This window comes from Candidatus Methylopumilus planktonicus (genome assembly GCF_000981505.1).
In the GTDB taxonomy this organism is placed as follows: domain Bacteria; phylum Pseudomonadota; class Gammaproteobacteria; order Burkholderiales; family Methylophilaceae; genus Methylopumilus; species Methylopumilus planktonicus.
This window is the reverse complement of record NZ_LN827929.1, coordinates 473,325-492,042: the sequence shown is the minus strand read 5'-3', so window position 1 is coordinate 492,042 and position 18,718 is coordinate 473,325. Positions and strand designations below refer to the sequence as shown.

The 18,718-nt window shown below is 34.8% G+C and carries 26 protein-coding genes; 12 read left to right on the top strand and 14 right to left on the bottom strand.

All coding sequences use genetic code 11. The annotated features are described in order from the left end of the window. Positions 1–41: 41 nt before the first annotated feature. Genes BN1208_RS02830 through azu form a run of 3 tightly spaced genes read right to left on the bottom strand, consistent with a single transcriptional unit; the run spans position 42 to position 1,678 of the window. On the bottom strand, positions 42–779 hold the full coding sequence (locus tag BN1208_RS02830) for an SDR family NAD(P)-dependent oxidoreductase (RefSeq protein WP_046487722.1): 738 nt from the start codon (positions 777–779) through the stop codon (positions 42–44). A gap of 54 nt (positions 780–833) precedes the next feature. Next, the gene (locus tag BN1208_RS07120; RefSeq protein ID WP_052734620.1) at positions 834–1,229 is read right to left on the bottom strand and encodes a hypothetical protein; all 396 of its coding nucleotides are present in this window, start codon (positions 1,227–1,229) and stop codon (positions 834–836) included. Positions 1,230–1,237: 8 nt separating this feature from the next. Beyond that, on the bottom strand, positions 1,238–1,678 hold the full coding sequence (gene azu, locus BN1208_RS02820) for an azurin (protein ID WP_046487720.1): 441 nt from the start codon (positions 1,676–1,678) through the stop codon (positions 1,238–1,240). A 317-nt stretch (positions 1,679–1,995) separates the two neighbouring features. On the opposite strand from azu, the gene BN1208_RS07285 reads away from it, so the two are divergent. Both BN1208_RS07285 and BN1208_RS02815 read left to right on the top strand, forming a co-directional pair. Then, a complete protein-coding gene (locus tag BN1208_RS07285; protein ID WP_156157778.1) occupies positions 1,996–2,172 on the top strand; it encodes a hypothetical protein in 177 nt (58 codons plus the stop codon). Positions 2,173–2,681: 509 nt separating this feature from the next. Continuing rightward, positions 2,682–4,058 carry a S41 family peptidase gene (locus BN1208_RS02815; protein WP_046487718.1) on the top strand — a complete coding sequence of 459 codons (1,377 nt, stop codon included), beginning with the start codon at positions 2,682–2,684 and terminating at the stop codon, positions 4,056–4,058. Between the two features lie 208 nt (positions 4,059–4,266). Here the strand turns inward: BN1208_RS02815 and BN1208_RS02810 are convergent, their stop codons facing one another. Continuing rightward, positions 4,267–4,920: a peroxiredoxin gene (locus BN1208_RS02810; protein ID WP_046487716.1), complete on the bottom strand. Its 654-nt coding sequence runs from the start codon at positions 4,918–4,920 to the stop codon at positions 4,267–4,269. A gap of 126 nt (positions 4,921–5,046) precedes the next feature. Further along, entirely contained in the window at positions 5,047–5,607 is a 561-nt protein-coding gene (locus BN1208_RS02805) for a pyridoxamine 5'-phosphate oxidase family protein (RefSeq protein WP_046487714.1), read from the bottom strand. Between the two features lie 170 nt (positions 5,608–5,777). Between BN1208_RS02805 and BN1208_RS02800 the strand changes: the two genes are divergently transcribed. Beyond that, positions 5,778–6,200: a hypothetical protein gene (locus BN1208_RS02800; RefSeq protein ID WP_046487712.1), complete on the top strand. Its 423-nt coding sequence runs from the start codon at positions 5,778–5,780 to the stop codon at positions 6,198–6,200. Positions 6,201–6,300: 100 nt separating this feature from the next. On the opposite strand, the gene BN1208_RS02795 is transcribed toward BN1208_RS02800, so the two are convergent. Beyond that, positions 6,301–6,765: a DoxX family protein gene (locus BN1208_RS02795; protein WP_046487709.1), complete on the bottom strand. Its 465-nt coding sequence runs from the start codon at positions 6,763–6,765 to the stop codon at positions 6,301–6,303. Between the two features lie 366 nt (positions 6,766–7,131). Here BN1208_RS02795 and BN1208_RS07280 point away from each other — a divergent pair, with 366 nt between their 5' ends. The 6 genes from BN1208_RS07280 to BN1208_RS02770 all read left to right on the top strand — a co-directional run bounded on the left by BN1208_RS07280 (position 7,132) and on the right by BN1208_RS02770 (position 9,912). Then, positions 7,132–7,308, top strand: coding sequence for a hypothetical protein (locus BN1208_RS07280; protein WP_156157777.1), 177 nt, complete (start codon positions 7,132–7,134; stop codon positions 7,306–7,308). Positions 7,309–7,580: 272 nt separating this feature from the next. Next, complete coding sequence (locus tag BN1208_RS02790) at positions 7,581–8,048, top strand: fasciclin domain-containing protein (protein WP_046487707.1); 468 nt, start codon at positions 7,581–7,583, stop codon at positions 8,046–8,048. 127 nt (positions 8,049–8,175) lie between these two features. Beyond that, positions 8,176–8,586 carry a fasciclin domain-containing protein gene (locus BN1208_RS02785; RefSeq protein WP_046487705.1) on the top strand — a complete coding sequence of 137 codons (411 nt, stop codon included), beginning with the start codon at positions 8,176–8,178 and terminating at the stop codon, positions 8,584–8,586. A gap of 236 nt (positions 8,587–8,822) precedes the next feature. After that, positions 8,823–9,080, top strand: a complete 258-nt coding sequence (locus tag BN1208_RS02780; RefSeq protein WP_046487703.1) for a hypothetical protein — start codon at positions 8,823–8,825, stop codon at positions 9,078–9,080. Positions 9,081–9,355: 275 nt separating this feature from the next. Beyond that, positions 9,356–9,514 carry a hypothetical protein gene (locus BN1208_RS02775; protein WP_156157776.1) on the top strand — a complete coding sequence of 53 codons (159 nt, stop codon included), beginning with the start codon at positions 9,356–9,358 and terminating at the stop codon, positions 9,512–9,514. A 167-nt stretch (positions 9,515–9,681) separates the two neighbouring features. After that, the gene (locus BN1208_RS02770; RefSeq protein WP_046487699.1) at positions 9,682–9,912 is read left to right on the top strand and encodes a hypothetical protein; all 231 of its coding nucleotides are present in this window, start codon (positions 9,682–9,684) and stop codon (positions 9,910–9,912) included. 198 nt (positions 9,913–10,110) lie between these two features. Here the strand turns inward: BN1208_RS02770 and BN1208_RS02765 are convergent, their stop codons facing one another. From BN1208_RS02765 to BN1208_RS02750, 4 genes are all read right to left on the bottom strand, one after another. Continuing rightward, positions 10,111–10,440: a helix-turn-helix transcriptional regulator gene (locus tag BN1208_RS02765; protein ID WP_046487698.1), complete on the bottom strand. Its 330-nt coding sequence runs from the start codon at positions 10,438–10,440 to the stop codon at positions 10,111–10,113. Further along, positions 10,430–10,819, bottom strand: coding sequence for a hypothetical protein (locus BN1208_RS02760; protein WP_046487697.1), 390 nt, complete (start codon positions 10,817–10,819; stop codon positions 10,430–10,432). The genes BN1208_RS02765 and BN1208_RS02760 overlap by 11 nt, the downstream gene beginning before the upstream one ends. Positions 10,820–10,822: 3 nt before the next feature. Beyond that, on the bottom strand, positions 10,823–11,089 hold the full coding sequence (locus BN1208_RS02755) for a helix-turn-helix domain-containing protein (RefSeq protein ID WP_046487696.1): 267 nt from the start codon (positions 11,087–11,089) through the stop codon (positions 10,823–10,825). A 193-nt stretch (positions 11,090–11,282) separates the two neighbouring features. Further along, positions 11,283–11,681 carry a surface-adhesin E family protein gene (locus tag BN1208_RS02750; RefSeq protein WP_046487693.1) on the bottom strand — a complete coding sequence of 133 codons (399 nt, stop codon included), beginning with the start codon at positions 11,679–11,681 and terminating at the stop codon, positions 11,283–11,285. Between the two features lie 203 nt (positions 11,682–11,884). Here BN1208_RS02750 and BN1208_RS02745 point away from each other — a divergent pair, with 203 nt between their 5' ends. The 3 genes from BN1208_RS02745 (at position 11,885) to BN1208_RS02740 (ending at position 14,166) form a co-directional block, all read left to right on the top strand. Then, positions 11,885–12,490, top strand: a complete 606-nt coding sequence (locus tag BN1208_RS02745; RefSeq protein WP_046487690.1) for a cation efflux transmembrane domain-containing protein — start codon at positions 11,885–11,887, stop codon at positions 12,488–12,490. Between the two features lie 562 nt (positions 12,491–13,052). Continuing rightward, on the top strand, positions 13,053–13,229 hold the full coding sequence (locus tag BN1208_RS07275) for a hypothetical protein (RefSeq protein ID WP_156157775.1): 177 nt from the start codon (positions 13,053–13,055) through the stop codon (positions 13,227–13,229). Positions 13,230–13,422: 193 nt separating this feature from the next. After that, on the top strand, positions 13,423–14,166 hold the full coding sequence (locus BN1208_RS02740; RefSeq protein ID WP_046487688.1) for a TerC family protein: 744 nt from the start codon (positions 13,423–13,425) through the stop codon (positions 14,164–14,166). 257 nt (positions 14,167–14,423) lie between these two features. Here BN1208_RS02740 and BN1208_RS02735 read toward each other — a convergent pair whose 3' ends face one another. The 4 genes from BN1208_RS02735 to BN1208_RS07270 form a co-directional block, all read right to left on the bottom strand. Continuing rightward, entirely contained in the window at positions 14,424–16,730 is a 2,307-nt protein-coding gene (locus BN1208_RS02735; protein WP_046487685.1) for a TonB-dependent receptor, read from the bottom strand. Between the two features lie 68 nt (positions 16,731–16,798). Further along, positions 16,799–17,176, bottom strand: coding sequence for a DUF2946 domain-containing protein (locus BN1208_RS02730; RefSeq protein ID WP_046487682.1), 378 nt, complete (start codon positions 17,174–17,176; stop codon positions 16,799–16,801). Positions 17,177–17,615: 439 nt separating this feature from the next. Beyond that, a complete protein-coding gene (locus BN1208_RS02725) occupies positions 17,616–18,149 on the bottom strand; it encodes a DUF2939 domain-containing protein (protein ID WP_046487680.1) in 534 nt (177 codons plus the stop codon). 96 nt (positions 18,150–18,245) lie between these two features. Then, positions 18,246–18,509: a hypothetical protein gene (locus BN1208_RS07270; protein WP_156157774.1), complete on the bottom strand. Its 264-nt coding sequence runs from the start codon at positions 18,507–18,509 to the stop codon at positions 18,246–18,248. Positions 18,510–18,718 lie beyond the last annotated feature (209 nt).

The window sequence follows — 18,718 nt, the reverse complement described above, 5'->3', positions numbered from 1 at the left end:
AGGTTTATTAAATTATTTTCGGTTTGATAGTTACTAAAAAGCTATTTTACTAAAGGTCTGATACTTGAAAAGCCGCCATCAATAGACCAAACTTGACCTGTGACTCTTTGGGCTTTTTCAGACAACAGCCAAGCCATTAAATCAGCAACTTCTTCAGGACTTCCAATACCTTTAATTGGGTACTGTTTCGCAGCTATCTCTCTCATTAGATCACTTGTTAAAAGATTTGCTGATGCGGGAGTATCCAAAATTCCAGGGGAAACTGCATTAATACGGATATTTGAAGCAGCATATGAAGCAGCGGAGCTCCTTACAAGCGCCTCAAGCCCTCCCTTTGCAGCTGATATGACTTCATGATTGGAAATGCCTATGCTAGCAGCTGCTGATGAAACAAAAACTGCTGACCCATGAATAGCTGCTTTTTTTAAATGATCTACAAAACCTGACAATGTGAATAATGCACTAAATAGGTTTGCTGACATGCAATCAAAGAAATCAGCTTCAGAAGTTCTATGAAGTGATCCAAGTCTGATGTTGCCAACACAATGCGCTAAGCTATCTATGGTGATGTTTCTTTCTACAATTTCATCAAATATTTGTTTAACTCCCGGGAAACTCGAGCAGTCTGCAGTAATTTGAATGTGCTTATCCCCATAAATCTCTTGAAGTTTTTCTGAATTTCTACTCACTAAAACTAGTTGCCAGTTATTTTTAGTTAAGTTTTCAGCCAAAGCTTGAGCTAAGCCACCAGTTGCACCTGTGATTAATACTTTTTTCATATTTGCACCTTTTAAGCTCTTAAAAATATTAACTTGAGGTGAATCTAATTAAGATTAACTATGAATCTGATAGCCTAAAAATAATCCATAAGCTCCACCTAGCCATAATCCAGTTACAACTAAGAGAGAAATTAAATGTCCCCATCTCTTCTGGCTTGGATATTTACTGTGCGCATAGGAATCCCATACGCTAGCAAAAATCCAAATAAGGCCAGAATCGCCAGCACCTTTGGTACTTAAGAATGATGCATAGATCCAAAGTGCTGGAATGAACATAGCAAAGTTAATCAAAGCTGCGTTTTGATGTCTTAATGAATTAAGGATAGTAAACGTGGCATTGCTACTTAAATTTGAACTGATTGTTTGGCTAAGCAAAGTATTATTAACAAAAAGCCAAAAAACAGCTAAAAGAGTAATAGCAAATGGGTATAAGCAGCTGTTTAGAAACATAAAACTCCTTAATTAAATTTAACATTGCCTTTCATGACGGAAGAATGTCCTGGAAAGCTACAAACAAAAACATACGGCTCATTGGTATTAAATACGGTTGATTTAAATTTAACTGAGGTTGATTCACCACCGCCAATAACATTAGTCGCAACAACTACGCGGGCGTCTTTCGCTTTTACATAATTACTATTTAATCCTGCTGCTATTCCATCTTTTAAAACAGCATCCATATCAGGTTTTTTTGTGATTACAACATTATGTCCCATTACAGCCTTAGGCAGAGTACCATTAACTTTAAAATTAAGCGTGACTTCCTCACAAGATTTTTTAACTGTAATTTCCTTTGTGTTATAGGCCATAGCTGCTGTTGCTTCGATATTAATATCACATTCATCTGCATAGACTGAAGTTGCAAATAGCCCTACAAGAATAACTGACATTTTTTTCATGATTTTTCCTTAATTAGTATTGAAATAAAGTATTTTTACGACAAAAATTACTTATTTTAGTTCTTGAAAGTTAGATTTTAAAAAAACTGTCTATAGTTTTTATCACAATTAGTTCAATAATTATTACTTTCTAATAGTTTTTCTCTCAACAGATTTTTCTTAATGAATTTACTTAAAGTTAAAATTAAGTGAATTATTCTAAGAGTAAGCTAGTCTCAAAAATAAATCTGATTAATAGAATAATTAAAGTTACCTGTTTTTAATAAGTGGCCATAAAAAAATATTACTAATTTTTTTAAAATTTTAAAGGGATAGTTATGTTAATAAAATCAAGACAATTAGTTAAAGCATCACAGAAACTTAAAGCTCATAAAGCCTCCAAAAATACCCAACTAAAAGTATTAAAAACAACAGATGGTGATGTTTTCGTATGTAAACAGGGTGATATGGTATGTTGGCAAAGATATACATCTGCAATGACAGATTGTGTGTAAGGTTGTGAATAAAGTAGTAGTATTCATGTACTTTTATTTATATCTTAACGGAAACACTTAGTTTTAATTTTCATTACTGAGTAAAATTAATGAAAGTTTTACTACAGAAGCCCTTTTAGCATCCCTTGCTTTCTCTTTTATTTCATTCGCTGAAGCAGAGCTATAAACTGTTATTGATGATACAGATACAGTCACGATTGAGCATGCAAATGTCACGAAGAAATCTGATGTAAGTTTTACAGGGACATATAGAAAAATGGATAAAGCTTGTAATTTGATTAAACCTCTGATGATTTCAGTAGATTTTGGAACAAAATTTTATGAATAAAAGATATTCCAAAAGCAGGGTATGACGCTAGCGTTATTTCGTGTGGCATTGCAAATCCTGATCATAAGTTATTTGCGTATATCGAAAAGAATTTCAAGTAACACTTAAGGCTTTGTACCTATTTATTCTTACAGATAAGATACTAAGGAAAATATAAAGATTATTATTTATAGAGGATCAAATGAACCAATTTTATAAAAAACTAAGTGTATTAATAATACTTACATGCTTCATATATACCAATGCATTTGCATTAACCAAGAATGAATCAATTATTCCTCCGGAACTACAAAAAAAATTAGAAGAGGTTTATGGAAAAATTAAATCTGATTATGTAGATAATATTGATGATAAAAAATTGATGGAAGGAGCCATAAATGGTCTTGTAACCAATTTAGACCCTCACTCTTCTTATCTGGATATTGATGCTCAAAAAGATTTCACTGCTGCTACAAGTGGAGAATTTTCAGGTGTAGGTATTGATACCGGTATGGAAGATGGTTTAGTGAGAGTAGTTTCTCCTATTGAGGATTCTCCAGCATACAAAGCAGGTCTTAAAACAGGTGATCTTGTATTTGAAATTGATGGCAAAAATGTTAAAGGAATGACCTTGAGTGAGGCTATCAATAAAATTCGGGGTCCTAAAGGTACGACAGTTAAACTTTCAGTACTTCGTAAAAAAACAGCTGCGCCTTTATCTTTCAGCATTGTTCGAGAAACGATAAAAAATCCAAGTATCAAATTTAAATTATCAAATCAAGACTATCCATATTTAAGAATTACACAATTCCAAGAAAACACTGGGGTTGATTTGGCAAAAAATTTGAAGCTTATTACTGAACAGAATAAAGGGCCTTTAAAGGGATTGGTGATTGATTTGAGAAATAACCCAGGAGGTATGGTTTCCTCTGCGGTAGCAGTTGCAGCTGCTTTCTTAGAAAAGGACAAGCTAATTGTATATTCAGATGGTAAAACTAATAACGCAAAAATGAAATTATTTGCTAACCCATACAATTATGTTGAAGGTGGCGAAAAAAATGATTATTTAAAAGATATTTCAGAAGAATATAAAAAAATACCTATAGTTGTATTGGTTAATAATGGATCAGCTTCTGCTGCTGAAATTGTTGCAGGGGCCTTACAAGATCACAAGAGAGCTATAATTTTAGGTACCCAAACTTTTGGGAAAGGTACTATACAACAATTATTTCCTCTTAAAACAGGGTCAGCTATCAAAATAACAATAGCAAAATATTACACCCCTAGCGGAAAATCAATACAAGCAAAAGGCATTTTGCCTAACTACATTGCTGAAGATCCATCAGATATATCAGATACGCCAGTCGCTAAAACATTCGAATCGTCTTATAAGAATCATCTAGAAAATGAGAAAGAGAGCACTCTTCAGGAAACTTCTGCGAAAATTGTAAAGCTTTCCGAACAAAATAAAAAAATATTTTCAGATAAATCTTCATTTGAAACAGGGACAAAAGCTGATTATCAATATGTTCAAGCAATTCATCTTCTTCAAGGGAAAGCCTTAGATATTGAGAAGTAATAATTCCGAAAAAACTAAATATTTCTTAGAGTTTTTAGACTGTCATAGTCAAAAATCCCCGGATTCCAAATGTTTTAATTAAGGTGTCACTCATGTCTAACCAGAATGGTTTGGGGCCAAAGAATCAACTGCAGATCTTCTTCAATATATAAGTCTCTTGAACTAAAACAAAAAGCCCACAATATTGTGGGCTTTTTGTTATTTGAAATTACTTTGGCTGTTGCACTGTTCTTAAGTAGGGTTTAATTGTTTTAAATCCGCTTGGATATTTCTTTTGTGCTTCTTCATTGGAAACAGTTGGTGGAATAATCACGTCATCACCATTTTTCCAATTCACAGGTGTTGCAACCTGATGTTTAGCATTTAGTTGTATTGCGTCAAGTAACCTTAAGATTTCATCAAAGTTTCTTCCTGCACTCATTGGGTAGATAAGAATAGCTTTAATATTTTTATCTGGCCCAATAATAAAGACTGATCTAACGGTTGCATTATCTTGAGCTGTTCTTGAACCTCCACTCGCATTAGGGTGAATCATGTCGTAGAGTTTTGCTACCACTAAGTCATCATCCCCAATTAGCGGATAATTTACAGCGTAACCTTGAGTTTCCGTGATGTCACCAACCCATCTTTCGTGATCACTCACAGGATCAATACTTAATCCAATAGCTTTAGTATTTCGCTTATCAAATTCTGGCTTTAATTTCGCAACATAACCTAATTCAGTAGTACATACAGGAGTGAAATCTTTTGGGTGAGAAAAAAGAATAGCCCAGCCATTTCCAATCCATTCATGAAAATTGACGCTGCCTTCGGTAGTGTTTGCAGTAAAGTTTGGGGCTTCATCACCTATACGTATAGTCATAATCAAGTTCCTTTAGTAGTTCCTAACATTGAATATTAGCACTATGCGCGTCAATATAATTCTAAGAAAAGTAGATAAGCTTATACAAAATCTCTGGATTCCGGATATTTTGTAACTCACTCCTTTTTATGGAGTTATCCATTCAGAGGATGTTCCTATAAATTTCGCTCGGCGGTGACCTTTTTTTGAAAGCTCAAGCCAATCCACTTCTGATACATGGCCTTGCAAAACTGCAAAAAAGTTTGAATCATTGTCTTTCATTTTTTGGGATGAACTATCATTTAGTGCTGATCCTGGAGTGGAGTGAGACATATAGTCACGAGCTGAGGCAGATTGTTTGACCCGTTCCCATAAATTTTCCACGTAAGGACCTGAGGTTAAGACTGTCATAGTTACTTTGATACGGAGTTGCCAATTTAAACGTTTACTCCAAAAAAGAAAAAGTGCATGCGGGTCTTTTATAAGCTCACTGACTTTAGGACTGCGACTATCGGAGTATGCCTCGAGTTTTGCAGAAATCCTATCCACACGTCTTAAAATTACAGTCCTGGCATTTACTTGATGATCCATCCCAATCGAGGCGAGGGTAAATGCACGCCATTCATGATGGCGATCAACGCAAGCGCGGCCCAATTCTTTCCATAGGTGCTCATGAATATCTTGGAGCGAGGTGATCTCTGTATGCATCGTTTACCTTTTTATCATGAGATTCTAGGTTGTAATTCAAGAATTAAGATGTCGCTTCATTAATTTTGTTTTAAATTTATTATAACTTTCATTCCGCCAATTTTATTTAATTTGAACCAGTGAAAAAAAAGTTTTATGATAAGGAATATTCAAATAATAAGATTAATAGCATGGCAAGAAAGATAACTATTTTGATAGGCGTTATTGGAATTCTTTTGGCTGCTTATTTTAGGGCCAATTTTACTGCGGGAGATGATAGAGGTGCAGCGGGTCCCAGAACTTTCTTACAAGAAAAAGGTGACATGTGCACTGGAGTTGCAGAAAATGCAGTTGCGAATAGGGAGGCCATTGTGGAATTTCAAAAGTATGAAATTCTAAGCGATAAGATTCTTATTATGGAAAGATGTATGGACGAAAATGGGTTTGAGGTTCATTCTCAGTGGTCCAATCAAATGAAATCCGTGATACAAATAAAAGCTACAACCGAAAAAATTTCAGAAGAAGAAGCGGAAGAAACCTTACGAAGAAAGGCCATGTTTGATTTCTTTAGCAAAGAACAAAAAGTGACATACTGGCAAGCTAAGAAAAAATAAGCTTTTTTATAATTTTATATTATCAAAATATTCATTATTAAATCGCGCTCTAGGTAATTAGCTCGGCTGGCAGAGGAGCGGTCTCTTTCAACAGTTATATTTAATTAGAATTTAGTTGAGTTGCACGCACAGCCCAGTTGCCACGCAGGGCAAAATATAACCCACCAACCCAAAGACTAAAATGAAGGTAGTCGGTGGTAATAAACCGCCAAAGATTGTCTGGTTTTAGAACAGTCCAAATTATCCCGGTGATAACACAACACATCACAATACCGCTGAATCTAGTCAACATATCTCCCAATCCAGCCAACAAGGCATTGTCCCTTATTCGAGGCAGCGTAGTGAGGCCTCCTATCATCAATCCCACACCTGAGCCAATTTCACTGACAATCACCAATAACCATACTAAAGCTGGCATACCAAGGGCCATACCATCTGCGGCATGATAAGGTAATTTACTTAGTCCAGATGTGATAAACAGAGTAGCTAAAGGTACTCTTAATAAAATTGAACTCCAATAAAAGTCAGGTAGGATCTTCCAATAATTTTTTAATATACGACTCATGTTGCTCTCCTTAATTCTTATATTTTACGGACAATAACTTTTTTTAACATATTTTATAAGAGTTAATTTAACTTAGCGAGTTCAATTCAAAATCTCCGGATTCCGGATGTTTTCTAACACAACACACCGAATATAAAAAAACCACTGTGTTGAGTGCTTTTTTATATCAATCAAATCTTATTTCTCTAATCAGCTTCGCCTCATCCACACAGTCTTTTCATGAATTTACTTAGTCAATATTAAGTGAACTAATCCTATAGAGTTTTGCTCATAAATGTAGATTCATTTAACAAGTAAGTTGCGTGTTACTGGTAAATTAATTAACTAGACATTATTAATTTTATTTAAAATTTAGAGGGGAAATATATGCCTTCAAAAACAAGGCAACAAGTTAAAGCGTCTCAAAAGCTTAAAACACTTAAAGCTCCTGAAGACTCTGAACTAAAAGTGTTAAGAACGTCGGATGGTGATGTTTTCGTATGTAAACAGGGTGATACGGTATGTTGGCAAAGATATACATCCGCAATGACTGATTGTGTGTAATATGGCGATTAAATTAGTGGCACCCCGTGTTGAACTCTATTCAACACAGACAAATACCCCAAAATACTTGTCTCTGGGTTGTAAGCTCAGCTGTTAGAGCGGTAGACTTTTCAGTACTTAAAAAGTAAAGGGTCTGTGACGTGAATATGACAATTTTTAAAAATAAATTAATATTTTAGCGAACGTAAGTTGCATAGTTAGCTCCAAGTGTTGTCTTCTGAAGTTGCAATGTTGCTACTTCAGTGAAAGACTTTATTTTTTGGAGTAAATTAATGAAACGTACTTTAGTATCAATTCTCGTAGGTTCAATCTTCGCTATTTCATCTCTAACAGCTTTTGCTGCTAAGGATATTGTAGACACTGCTGTTGCAGCTGGTAATTTTAAAACATTAGTCGTAGCGCTAAAAGCTGCTGATTTAGTAAATACTTTAAAGGGTAAAGGCCCATATACTGTTTTTGCACCAACAGATGAAGCATTTGCAAAAATACCAAAAGCTGACTTAGATGCATTATTAGCTAACAAAGAAAAGTTATCAGCAGTATTAACTTACCATGTTGTGCCAAGTAAGGTCATGGCTAAGGATGTAAAAACTGGTGATGTGGCAACAGTGAATGGCAAAACAATCAAAATTTCAACTGCTAATGGTGTTGTAGTTAATATGTCAAAGGTTACGGCAACGGATATTGATGCCTCTAACGGTGTGATCCACGTTATTGACTCCGTTTTAATGCCTAAATAATAATTGACTTTGTAATCGAAAAAATTAATTAGTAATACCCTAATAGGGCATGAAGTTAAGTGCCCTATTTTATTTTTATGCAGGAAATTTCAAAACACTATATTTAAATTTTTTTAAAAGGAATCACATGCACGATATTATTGACACCGCAGTTGCGGCAGGTAAATTTAATACCCTAGCAGCAGCAGTAACAGCAGCGGGTTTAGTAGATACATTAAAGGGTTCAGGTCCGTTTACAGTTTTTGCACCTACGGATGAGGCATTTGCAAATCTCCCCGCTGGCACTGTTGAAGCACTATTAGCAGATATTCCAAAATTAACAGCTATCCTAACTTATCACGTAGTTGCTGGTAAAGTAATGGCGAGTGATGTTGTTAGCTTAAATGGTAAAAGTGCAACAACTGTTAATGGGGCTGATATAGCAATTAGTACTGATGGTGGCGTTAAGCTTAATGGTTCTGCAAATGTAATCACAACAGATATTGAATGTACAAATGGCGTGATACATGTAATTGATGCAGTAATTTTACCAGCCTAATTTCTAAGTTAATAGAATTAAAAAAGCCCAGCAATTTTGTTGGGCTTTTTTTTACACACCCCTATTCCACCCCTGCCAAAAACACATAGCCTAAACATCTTAAAGAGACATATTCAATCAAATTGTTGTTTATCGTTGACATCCCTACAATATAGGCATAGGCTAACTTTCTAAAGGTCAAAAAATATTCAATATTTTGCACATTTAGACTTGTTTAAATTACCGGAGTAAGTATTATGAAAAAAATATTAGCTTTTGTTTTTTTACTTTCTTTCTTGAGCGTTCCTCTTTTTGCGGAAGAAGATTTAGGCTTTAAACCGTTTCATCCCACAGATGCCTTGTTGATTGGTGGTAATGGTCCATTTAATCAAGGTGCTGAATATGGAAATGATGTTAAAGCAGAAGCAGATTTTAAACCATTTCACCCTACAGATGCATTATTGATTGGGGGTAATGGTCCATTTAATCAAGGTGCTGAATATAGTGGTCAGTAATATTAAGTTTTAATCATATAGATGCTCACCTAAGCCACTTTAGAGTGGCTTTCTTTTTATCTTCATCAAATGCCAACACTTAAAATCTCAGAATTCTGAATATTTTATATATGACAAAAAAAGTCGTTTTAAACGACTTTTAGAAACTGAGTTAAAAGTTTCAACGACACTCAATAAACACTACTACTCTTATGGTTTTAAAAACTTCAAAAATAGGTGGAATATCACATTATTAAGAGTAGGCTATAGCTATCATGAAATTAAAAAATATAGATATGCTTAAAATTAAGCAATCGCAGAATAATAGAATACTTTACGAATTTACAAGCTGTAACTGGGATGGCGGTATTGTCGAAACTTTTTTTGATGAAATCATAAAATTACATCGATGTCCTAATTGCTCTAATTATGAATTAAAGAAAATTTTCTTATGACTGTGGTCCATATAAAAATTAAACGTCCCATTTTAAGACTCGCTTCAAAGAATACTGGACGTACTTCATCAGTCCTCAAGAGCCAGGATTGGCATAAGCCGAAAGTGACGGCAGAAATAACGTGTCAGGGTGTCTCTCCTACCCATGTATCAAACTTAAAGTAATTCGTGGAACCTAAATTCTGGATTGATTACCCGCAAGAACATATTGAAGGCGAAATGTATAAGTATCGATGCAGTTATTGCAAAATTGAAACAACAGCCATTAACGGGCTCATTGAAAATCACGAAGAAGATTGCACTTTTAGAATAGAACAAGAAAAAACTTATAGGCAAACCATATCGCAGAAGTCACATATTGATGTGAATCAAATTCGAGGGGCAGACGAAACTGATTAGCCCACAAATACTGTGAAATATCACTTTCTGGGGGATTAGCTCAGCTGGTCAAGCAGCGGACTCGCAGATCAGTTAAATATCAAGAGATCTCACCTTGTAAGAACCAGGCAGTGGCAGAGGTAGAAGTTTTTTGGAAGTAATTTCTGACAGCACACCTAAGCACACCAAGTGTCAAAAGTTTTGACGGTGATCTCTAAGTTAAGATCGAGCTAAAACTGAAGGATGAATGCCAAACCTTTTTTTGAAGTTCACAGAGAATCTTCCTAAATGCCTAAATCCTACTTCTGTAGCAATGTGAGTAGTTTTCTTTGATTGTTTATGCTGCTTAATCAATTCGTGAGCCTTTAACAATCTTTGCTCTTCAATATATTCAAATGGACTTTTATTTAAGTGTTTCTTAAATATCAACTGTAAAGATCGTTCAGAGTATTTAGTATGGTGCTTTAGATCTAGCATCGAAATTTTAAGATGCAGATTGGCTTTAACAAAATCACAGGCGTTTTGTAGTGCAGGGTGCTTATTGTCCATATTTCATCAATCGATAAGGTAAGTTGATCCAAAATTTAATAACTTCATCCATTAAACTAATAGTGCCTTGAGTCAAACTCTGGAGATTATTTAGATAAAAATCAGTTTTTGAGATGGCTAGCAGTAAATACCCTAGAAAAATAAAGATGGTTATATAAGCGATAGCATGAATTGAATTTTTTAATATAGATTTAAAAAAAGGTTTTGATCGTGTGCTTATCTTAAAATTGCGATAGGTAAAATTATGTTTAATATAATGCCCTGTGAGATACAAAGGAAATGCTACGATCACAGATTTTGCTTCAGAAAAATACTCAAGTCCAAATAGTATTGCAATGATTGCGCTTAAGATAATAGATAGATTGCTTAATCTCTGCATAATCTATTCCTTCTTCAGTAAGCTAGGGATGGGATCGACTTCATTAAAATTGAAGATGACATCCTCATTTTTTAATCCAAGCGCTAATATGTATTTTTTTAAGCTGGCGTATTTAAGAGATTTAGATGGGAAATATTGAGCGCTATTTTCTTCGATAGAAATGATTTGACGTTCAGCCAAACATAAATCAACAGCAATACTTTGCGCTGATACTTTTTTGCTTAGGCGTGTAGCTTTTAATAGCTCAAAGTTATATTCAAAATTAACCATACATGTTTCAAGTAAAAAAAGCCCTCTTTTACGAGGGCAAATATTCTTTGGGGAACGATCCTACAATACCTATTGATTGTGAAACTATGATGAAATATTTATGATGGGGGATAGTGACAAAAATCTCCGGATTTCGGATGTTTTATAGCACACCTAAGCACACTACACATAGAATACCCCCATTGCTGCGGCTTCACTTGAACTTGCAGGCATATTTTTGATTTCCTTCCTCAGCAGAACCTGGGTGCGGAGTTCTCCAACCTACCGCCTCAATTTCTTTCGCTGAAACACTAAAACTTTGACCTGTTGCCATAGGGCCAGCATATAAAGTTACAGCAAGATATCTTTGTTTCAATGGGGTTTTGCAGGTTGCTTCAATATAACTTTTACCTGAAAAAATCCCATCAGCAGGTTTTAAGTAATCCTGTATTGTCCAGTAATACACCTTACCATTATTATTTTTTATCTTTGCGGTATCCATATAAAATGTATTCCCAGATACGGATTTGTTTATCTCAATCCATTCTGCAAAAGACCGTGATGAAGCAAGACTCAAAAAGATAAAAATTAAAAAGGCTAATAATCTATTCATTAATCTACTATATAAAAATTCATTTTATGTTGGCAAGTAAAATCTCCGGATTCCGGATGTTTTATAACACACCCCTATTCCACCCCTGCCAAAATCCCCTAGCCTGAACCTTCTGTCTAGCAGACAAATACTGTAAAATATCACTATCTGGGGGATTAGCTCAGCTGGTCAAGCAGCTAAGACTCAACTTAATAAGATACCAAATGTCAGATTGTTGCGAAAATAAAAGCTGTGCTGTTGATGCCTTAAAAGTAAATCAATCAAAAACATTAAAAATCGTTTTAGCGATTAACGTGTTCTTGTTCTTGATTGTTTTTAGTTCTGGTTGGATGTCACATTCAACAGGCTTGATGTCAGAAAGCTTAGATGATTTAGGTGATGCGATTACTTATGCTTTAAGTTTATTTGTCATCTACAAGAGCAATCAAGCTAAAGCTAAAGTGGCTTTGTTTAAAGGACTATTAATATTAGTCGGTGCGTTATTCGTTTTATTTCAGGTTATCCAACATATTATCAATCACACGATTCCTATATTTGAAGTCATGAGCATTGTAGGTTTCATAGCTTTACTTGGTAACGCTGCCTGCTTATTTTTACTGACTAAACATAAAGATCAAGATATCAATATGTCTTCAGTATGGGAATGCTCAAGAAATGATATTAGGAATAATGTTGCAGTCATTATTGCGTCAGGTTTGGTTTGGTATACAAATAATGGTTGGGCAGATACTTTAGTAGGGTTAGTGCTTTCCGTCTTTTTACTTAAATCGTCTTATCGGGTCATTACCTCCGCAATTAAGGAGATTTGATAGCAAAATCTCCGGATTCCGGATATTTCGAATGTCCTTCGTCAAAACTTTTGACGCCTAGAACCCAGTCGTGTAATTAAAATAACAACTCTAATGAGTAACAACTTAAAAACTACTTGAAATGCATTAAATTAAGGCGTAGTGTAAAAGTGTACTTTAAAAATGCAGCTTATTTAACTATTGAAGAGCGCTAAAACAATCGGTGTGCATTCTGATTTACTCTTCTTTTTAAAATTGGAAAAACCGATTCGGCGACTTATAATAAAAGTGCATCATTTTGACTAAACTGCCTGTAATAATTACAGCAACTTATAACACCTTTCTAGGTGTTTTTTTATTTACCCTCATCTTTTTCAAACCGCAAACTCTGCTTGCCCCCTGAATCATTTAGAGCCAATTTTTTAATTTTTCTTCATGAATTTACTTAGCCAATATTAAGTGAACTAATCCTATAGAGTTTTGCTCATAAAAGTAGATTCATTTAACAAGTAAAGTTGCGTGTTACTGGTAAATTAATAAACTAGACATTATTAATTTTCTTTAAAATTTAAAGGGGATAGTTATGCTTACAAAATCAAGACAATTAGTTAAAGCATCGCGGAAACTTAAAACACATAAAGCTTCTAAAAATACTCAACTCAAAGTTTTAAAAACTACAGACGGTGATGTTTTCGTATGTAAACAGGGTGATACGGTATGTTGGCAAAGATATACATCCGCAATGACTGATTGCGTTTAATTACTTGTGAGTAAACTATGAAAAATAAGAATAAAAATGAAGTATTTGAGTGGTTTGTGCATTCTTGGAAATGTTCCTGCCCTATTTGCTCAGCGAAGATTTATTAATACCCTCATAAAATAATTCTCCGAATTCGGATTTTTTGCAATACACCCCTATTCCAAAGCTTTTATTCCCCTGATAGACTTAAAGAATGCTTGAATTCATTCTTGACCCAAATACAATCATTGCTTTTTTAACACTTACAGCACTTGAAATTGTTTTGGGCATTGACAACATTATCTTCATTAGCGTTCTTGCCAATCGTCTACCATTAGAAATACGCGAATCGGTCCGTCGATTTGGTCTATTATTCGCATTAATTACACGCGTTTTATTACTGCTGAGTTTATCGTGGGTAATGGGCTTAACAGAACCGCTTTTTGCTTTTTACAACCAAGAAATTAGTGGTAGAGATTTAATCTTGCTCTTTGGGGGCTTATTTCTTTTATGGAAAGCCAGTAAGGAAATTTATCTTGAGGTTGAAGCAGAAGAAGAAACTACCAAGGAAATCAACACCTCAAATCTCAAGTCAAAATCTATTCAGAAGATTTTTTGGGGTGCTATCGTCCAAATTGGGATTCTAGATATAGTTTTCTCACTAGATAGTGTCATTACTGCAGTTGGCTTAGTTGATGAAATTTCAATCATGATTGCTGCTGTTTTAGCGTCTGTCTTTTTTATGCTTTGGGCTGCCAAATCTATTGGTGATTTTGTGCATCGCCATCCATCGATTAAAGTCTTGGCGCTGTCTTTCTTGATGATTGTTGGTTTTGTTTTAATTGCTGAAAGTCTTGATGTTCATATTCCAAAAGGATATGTTTATTTTGCAATGGCTTTTTCTCTTGCGGTAGAAGTTCTAAACATTCGTGCTCGCAACAAAAAAGAAAAAGTATAAACAACCAAAATCTCCGGATTCCGGATGTTTTTTAACACCCCCCTATTCCACCCCCGCTACTTTTGACCCACCCAAGCCCTCTTCAACGCCCACAAATACTGTAAAATATCACTTTCTGGGGGATTAGCTCAGCTGGTAGAGCAGCGGACTCGCAGATCAGTTAAATATCAAGAGATCTCACCCTAGATGACCCAGGCAGTGGCAGTCCAAGAAGTTTTTTTGGAAGTAATTTCTGCAAGCACACCTAAGCACACCTCTTAATAATTAAATTTAATTTGTACATAACCGGTTCTTTGTGGATAAGGATGAGAAACATACGCTTGATCATTAAAAATATTATCTACTCCCAATGATGCTGCCCACCTATCTTTGAATTTATAGTTTGCTTTGACATCAACGAATAAGAATTGGCTAGCCGCTTTGTAAGTCTCTGGATTCGTATCACTATTATCTAAATTAATATATTGTCTTCCACTATAGCGAGTCGCTAAACTCAAAGTCAAATTATTATCAACGTGATAAGTTGCGACAGCTTTATAAAGTTGCTTGGGAAGTCTCGGGGCATTTTTACCTATATTTGTAGGCGTTAATGAATCTTGTAAAACTTTTCCATCAGTTAAGGTTGCATTGGCATTCAAATCAAGTCCGGAAATAAAAACATTTTGCCATTGAGTTGATAGCTCAGCCCCATATGTTCTTATATGATCCACATTTTGAATATAAGTACACTGTTGAGTTGCACCCACTGATGGACAATTTGTGTTTACATTCACTGTAGTTGTTTGAGAAAGTAGTGCATCATATTTATGTTCATTAAAAAAGCTCACTCTTACTAAGCCATTCAAAAATCTTCTTTCAGCAGTAAGTTCTGCAGAGAATATTTCCTCGGGCTTTAAATTAGGGTTATTTTGAATGGCATTATTACCAGTTGTTGAAGTTAATTGTTGATAAAGCTCATTTACTGTAGGAAATCTGTAGGCTTTACCAAAAGCAGCTCTAAATCCCCATGCTGGAACTGGTTCGTAATTCAAAGATGCTTTAGGCGAAAATTTTGCATCCGATTTGTCTGAATAATTAGTTAAAATTGGAGTACTTGCACTATTGTAATTTGACCCTTCATAAGCCTTCCAATACTCTTCGCGACCCCCTAAAGTTAGAGACCATAGCGGGGAAAGCTGCCATTTATCTTGAATATAAAGAGCTTGCGTTTGTGTATTCCCAGTTGAGGCTGTGTTTAATACTCCTTTTTGATTTACCGTCCAATCACTAGTGAAATTTGTTGTAGTTCTTAATTGATAGACATCGATATGATAACCAATATCAATCGTATGATCTTTTGGTCTAAATGTTCCTCTTGCATCAAGTATTGTCCAGCCCGTTCCATTTTGATCTGTCAGTTTACCTACGGTAGTTTGCGTATAAGGATTAACTTGGCCAGCGGTAGCTAAATCTGAACTATTACTTAAGTCTTTACTATAGTTGTAATTTGAAAGTGTAAACTGCCAATCATAAAAGCCCTTTGCATCAGATTTAAAATCAAGCGCTTGCATAATATGCAACGCTTCTGCCTTTGCAGGGTTCATTGCTCCAACTGTATATTTCTTGTTATTAAAATTTACATCGCCATAATAAATAGAGTTGCCGTTTAAATCTTTTATATAGCTTTGCACATCTGTTTTGCTATCAAGATCCCAAATCCCGATCGTATAATTTAGTTTAGTTTGATTAGCTAGGTCATAAGTAGCTTTGAATTTAATATTTGTTTGAGTTGAGTCGGTTATATTCGTGGCACCAAATACCACCCTATTTGTATTCTTTTCACTAATATCTTGATACGCCCCTGTAATTAAACTCTCTGTGCCAGCAGCGGTAGTAGAACGATTTAAGACGGAAAAATCTAAGGGCTGACCTCTGTTCTCTAGGCGATTAACGCCAAACCAAAAACTTAAATCATTTATCTTGTTTCCAAATGAAGCTGTTTCATGGTTCCCAATTGAAGTTTGATTGGTGCCATAAAGTTTAAAATTCTGATGAAATCCTTGAGCGCTAACATGACTTTCAAATTTCGCTGGCATACGAGTGTTGATATTTATTACGCCACCTAATGAATTACCTGCATAGATAGATGAAAAAGGCCCATACATCATGCTTATATTTTGAATTTCTTCAGGGCTAACCATTCCCCAGCGAGGTGGAAAGGAAAATGAATTGCCTAATAAATTAGATAAAAGTATGCCGTCCATATAAAGCATACTTTGAGCACTAGATATTGAACCAATCGTTCTCGATGCAATAATTCCGTTCAGGTCACCAATCGATCTTTCGCGCACCTGAATACTTGGTAAGTATTTTAATGTTTGAGCAGGCGTTGCAGCATTAATACTTTCTTCAATTTGCTTTTTGTCATAAGTTTCAACCGTAGCAGGAAATTTAATGATGCGGCTATCTATAAAAGAATCTTTTACTGTAATAGTGCCGGACACTAAATCAGAAGGCTCTTCAGACAATGCTGACTCTATAAAAAATAAGTATAAAATGGCAGGAATAATCCTCTTTAAAATCATTTAATCAATCTCGAAAAATAGATAAAAGTTGTGCAAATTTATGCACAAGTAATGCATTAATAGATAGATTAAATAACTGGTGGGGCTTGAGGAGGGTGGGAGGATCTAAAGTAAGATTGAAGTATTGGAGATTCGTAATCTAGAAAAAATTTCGCAGAGGTAGGAATTACCGCTGAACCCAATTGCGTGTTTATTGGAAGTAAATAAGTCTTATCTGAAGAGATGGAACAATAAATACAATGGTCATGTTTGATATTTATAGGACTTTTATCCGGACTATGATTTTGCGTCGAAACAAATTTAAAGCCTTGAGAAGTACAAATCACCTCTAAATTCTGAAGGTTATTTTGTGATTCAACTGCGTGTGAAATTAATGGCATAAAGGATGTTAAAAGCATTGTGAAGATTGCAATCCAACTTCCTATTTTTTTATATGCACTTTTCATAGTTCCAACAGTATATCAAAAAATAAGTTATTGCTCTTCTGAAAAGCACTCTTCGAGCCATTTGTCAGCATCATTATGGTACCCGCATCCCATAAAATCTCCTGATTCCGGATATTTCTAACACACCCCTATTTCACCCCTGCCAAAATCCCCGAGCCCACCCCCTCTACAACCTAGACAAATACTGTAAAATATCTCATTCTGGGGGATTAGCTCAAAAGGTCAAGCAGCGGACTCGCAGTATCAGTTAAATATCAAGAGATCTCACCCTAGATGACCCAGGCAGTGGCAGAGATAGAAGTTTTTTTTCGATTAAAATCACCTAGCACACCAAAGCACACCAGACATAAAAAAAGCCACAGTTGAATGTGGCTTTTAAAATCTTATTTCTTTTTGCTATAAAACAAATATCTTAAATTGAAAATTAGATTACTTTTAACTAGGTTTTTAAATTTCTAACGGAAGTGAGTTCCCAGTCCCAAATACCTTTCCTTTTAAAAACAAATGAAAATTGAATTTCATTTTTTTCGTCTTTGGCATCTAAAACAAAATAATCTATTCCGTCATATCCCATAGATATGTTAGATTTTTTTTCGCTACTACTTGTGGCTGTTTTTTTGTTACTTTCATTAATTTTTGGTTTTTTGCCTTCCATCATCATTACAAGGCTTTCTGGTGTCACAAAACTATCCACTAAAGGATCGATAATAGCGGAAGCAAAAGCAATGCTAAATGCCTTCCCGAGACCATCCTTATCTGAATCTTTCATCATTTCTTTATTGATAGCCGCTTTAAAGATATTTTTGAAGCTTTCTCGTAATGATGGGTAATTCACATGAGATGAAAATTTGGTTGCATCATTATTTTCAATTGCTTTTTTCATGGTGTAGATGGTTAGGTAGGGCGTGGCATAAAGCCAAGATCCAATTAGGATTAAACTAATTGTTATATAGAGTTTTTGATTTTTTGACATGACTTATTCTAAATTCTAAACCATTACTTTGTCTATAGCTTACAGAAAAAAACTTTTGAAACCCTCTTACTGATTGCTAGTTTTTTCATTTCTATACTATTTTTGTATGGCTAAACAATGATTCTTAATATCGCTAGTTTTAATACTATAGCAATAACTTTTCTGATTCTTGATTTGTGCCAAACATAAGTTTTTTGAGTCAGGCTCATGAATTGAATAACAATAGGTATCTTGTTTTTTTACAAGGGCAAGACAGAAATTTTTTTGGTCAGAGCTTTTGATTGAGTAGCAATGTGAATCATTCGCAGCATTACTTGTTGCTATCGAATAAAGATACAAAAATAAAGCGAAATATCTCATAGGTAAGACAACTATACTCTGTGAATTAATTTGTGCAACTCTCCCACTTCCTAGTATCAGTTAAATATCAAGAGATCTCACCCTGCAAGATCCTAACAGTGGCAGACGTAGAAGTTTTTTGAAATTAAAATCAGCCTGCACACCTAAGCACACCGGACATAAAAAAAGCCACTACTAAGAGTGGCTTTTTATGAAACAAATAAAGTAAT

Excerpts from the sequence above, each read along its gene's own strand:
- BN1208_RS02830 (WP_046487722.1), bottom strand. The coding sequence starts at position 779 with ATGAAAAAAGTATTAATCACAGGTGCAACTGGTGGCTTAGCTCAAGCT.
- BN1208_RS07120 (WP_052734620.1), bottom strand. The coding sequence starts at position 1,229 with ATGTTTCTAAACAGCTGCTTATACCCATTTGCTATTACTCTTTTAGCT.
- azu (WP_046487720.1), bottom strand. The coding sequence starts at position 1,678 with ATGAAAAAAATGTCAGTTATTCTTGTAGGGCTATTTGCAACTTCAGTC.
- BN1208_RS07285 (WP_156157778.1), top strand. The coding sequence starts at position 1,996 with ATGTTAATAAAATCAAGACAATTAGTTAAAGCATCACAGAAACTTAAA.
- BN1208_RS02815 (WP_046487718.1), top strand. The coding sequence starts at position 2,682 with ATGAACCAATTTTATAAAAAACTAAGTGTATTAATAATACTTACATGC.
- BN1208_RS02810 (WP_046487716.1), bottom strand. The coding sequence starts at position 4,920 with ATGACTATACGTATAGGTGATGAAGCCCCAAACTTTACTGCAAACACT.
- BN1208_RS02805 (WP_046487714.1), bottom strand. The coding sequence starts at position 5,607 with ATGCATACAGAGATCACCTCGCTCCAAGATATTCATGAGCACCTATGG.
- BN1208_RS02800 (WP_046487712.1), top strand. The coding sequence starts at position 5,778 with ATGGCAAGAAAGATAACTATTTTGATAGGCGTTATTGGAATTCTTTTG.
- BN1208_RS02795 (WP_046487709.1), bottom strand. The coding sequence starts at position 6,765 with ATGAGTCGTATATTAAAAAATTATTGGAAGATCCTACCTGACTTTTAT.
- BN1208_RS07280 (WP_156157777.1), top strand. The coding sequence starts at position 7,132 with ATGCCTTCAAAAACAAGGCAACAAGTTAAAGCGTCTCAAAAGCTTAAA.
- BN1208_RS02790 (WP_046487707.1), top strand. The coding sequence starts at position 7,581 with ATGAAACGTACTTTAGTATCAATTCTCGTAGGTTCAATCTTCGCTATT.
- BN1208_RS02785 (WP_046487705.1), top strand. The coding sequence starts at position 8,176 with ATGCACGATATTATTGACACCGCAGTTGCGGCAGGTAAATTTAATACC.
- BN1208_RS02780 (WP_046487703.1), top strand. The coding sequence starts at position 8,823 with ATGAAAAAAATATTAGCTTTTGTTTTTTTACTTTCTTTCTTGAGCGTT.
- BN1208_RS02775 (WP_156157776.1), top strand. The coding sequence starts at position 9,356 with ATGCTTAAAATTAAGCAATCGCAGAATAATAGAATACTTTACGAATTT.
- BN1208_RS02765 (WP_046487698.1), bottom strand. The coding sequence starts at position 10,440 with ATGGACAATAAGCACCCTGCACTACAAAACGCCTGTGATTTTGTTAAA.
- BN1208_RS02760 (WP_046487697.1), bottom strand. The coding sequence starts at position 10,819 with ATGCAGAGATTAAGCAATCTATCTATTATCTTAAGCGCAATCATTGCA.
- BN1208_RS02755 (WP_046487696.1), bottom strand. The coding sequence starts at position 11,089 with ATGGTTAATTTTGAATATAACTTTGAGCTATTAAAAGCTACACGCCTA.
- BN1208_RS02750 (WP_046487693.1), bottom strand. The coding sequence starts at position 11,681 with ATGAATAGATTATTAGCCTTTTTAATTTTTATCTTTTTGAGTCTTGCT.
- BN1208_RS02745 (WP_046487690.1), top strand. The coding sequence starts at position 11,885 with ATGTCAGATTGTTGCGAAAATAAAAGCTGTGCTGTTGATGCCTTAAAA.
- BN1208_RS07275 (WP_156157775.1), top strand. The coding sequence starts at position 13,053 with ATGCTTACAAAATCAAGACAATTAGTTAAAGCATCGCGGAAACTTAAA.
- BN1208_RS02740 (WP_046487688.1), top strand. The coding sequence starts at position 13,423 with ATGCTTGAATTCATTCTTGACCCAAATACAATCATTGCTTTTTTAACA.
- BN1208_RS02735 (WP_046487685.1), bottom strand. The coding sequence starts at position 16,730 with ATGATTTTAAAGAGGATTATTCCTGCCATTTTATACTTATTTTTTATA.
- BN1208_RS02730 (WP_046487682.1), bottom strand. The coding sequence starts at position 17,176 with ATGAAAAGTGCATATAAAAAAATAGGAAGTTGGATTGCAATCTTCACA.
- BN1208_RS02725 (WP_046487680.1), bottom strand. The coding sequence starts at position 18,149 with ATGTCAAAAAATCAAAAACTCTATATAACAATTAGTTTAATCCTAATT.
- BN1208_RS07270 (WP_156157774.1), bottom strand. The coding sequence starts at position 18,509 with ATGAGATATTTCGCTTTATTTTTGTATCTTTATTCGATAGCAACAAGT.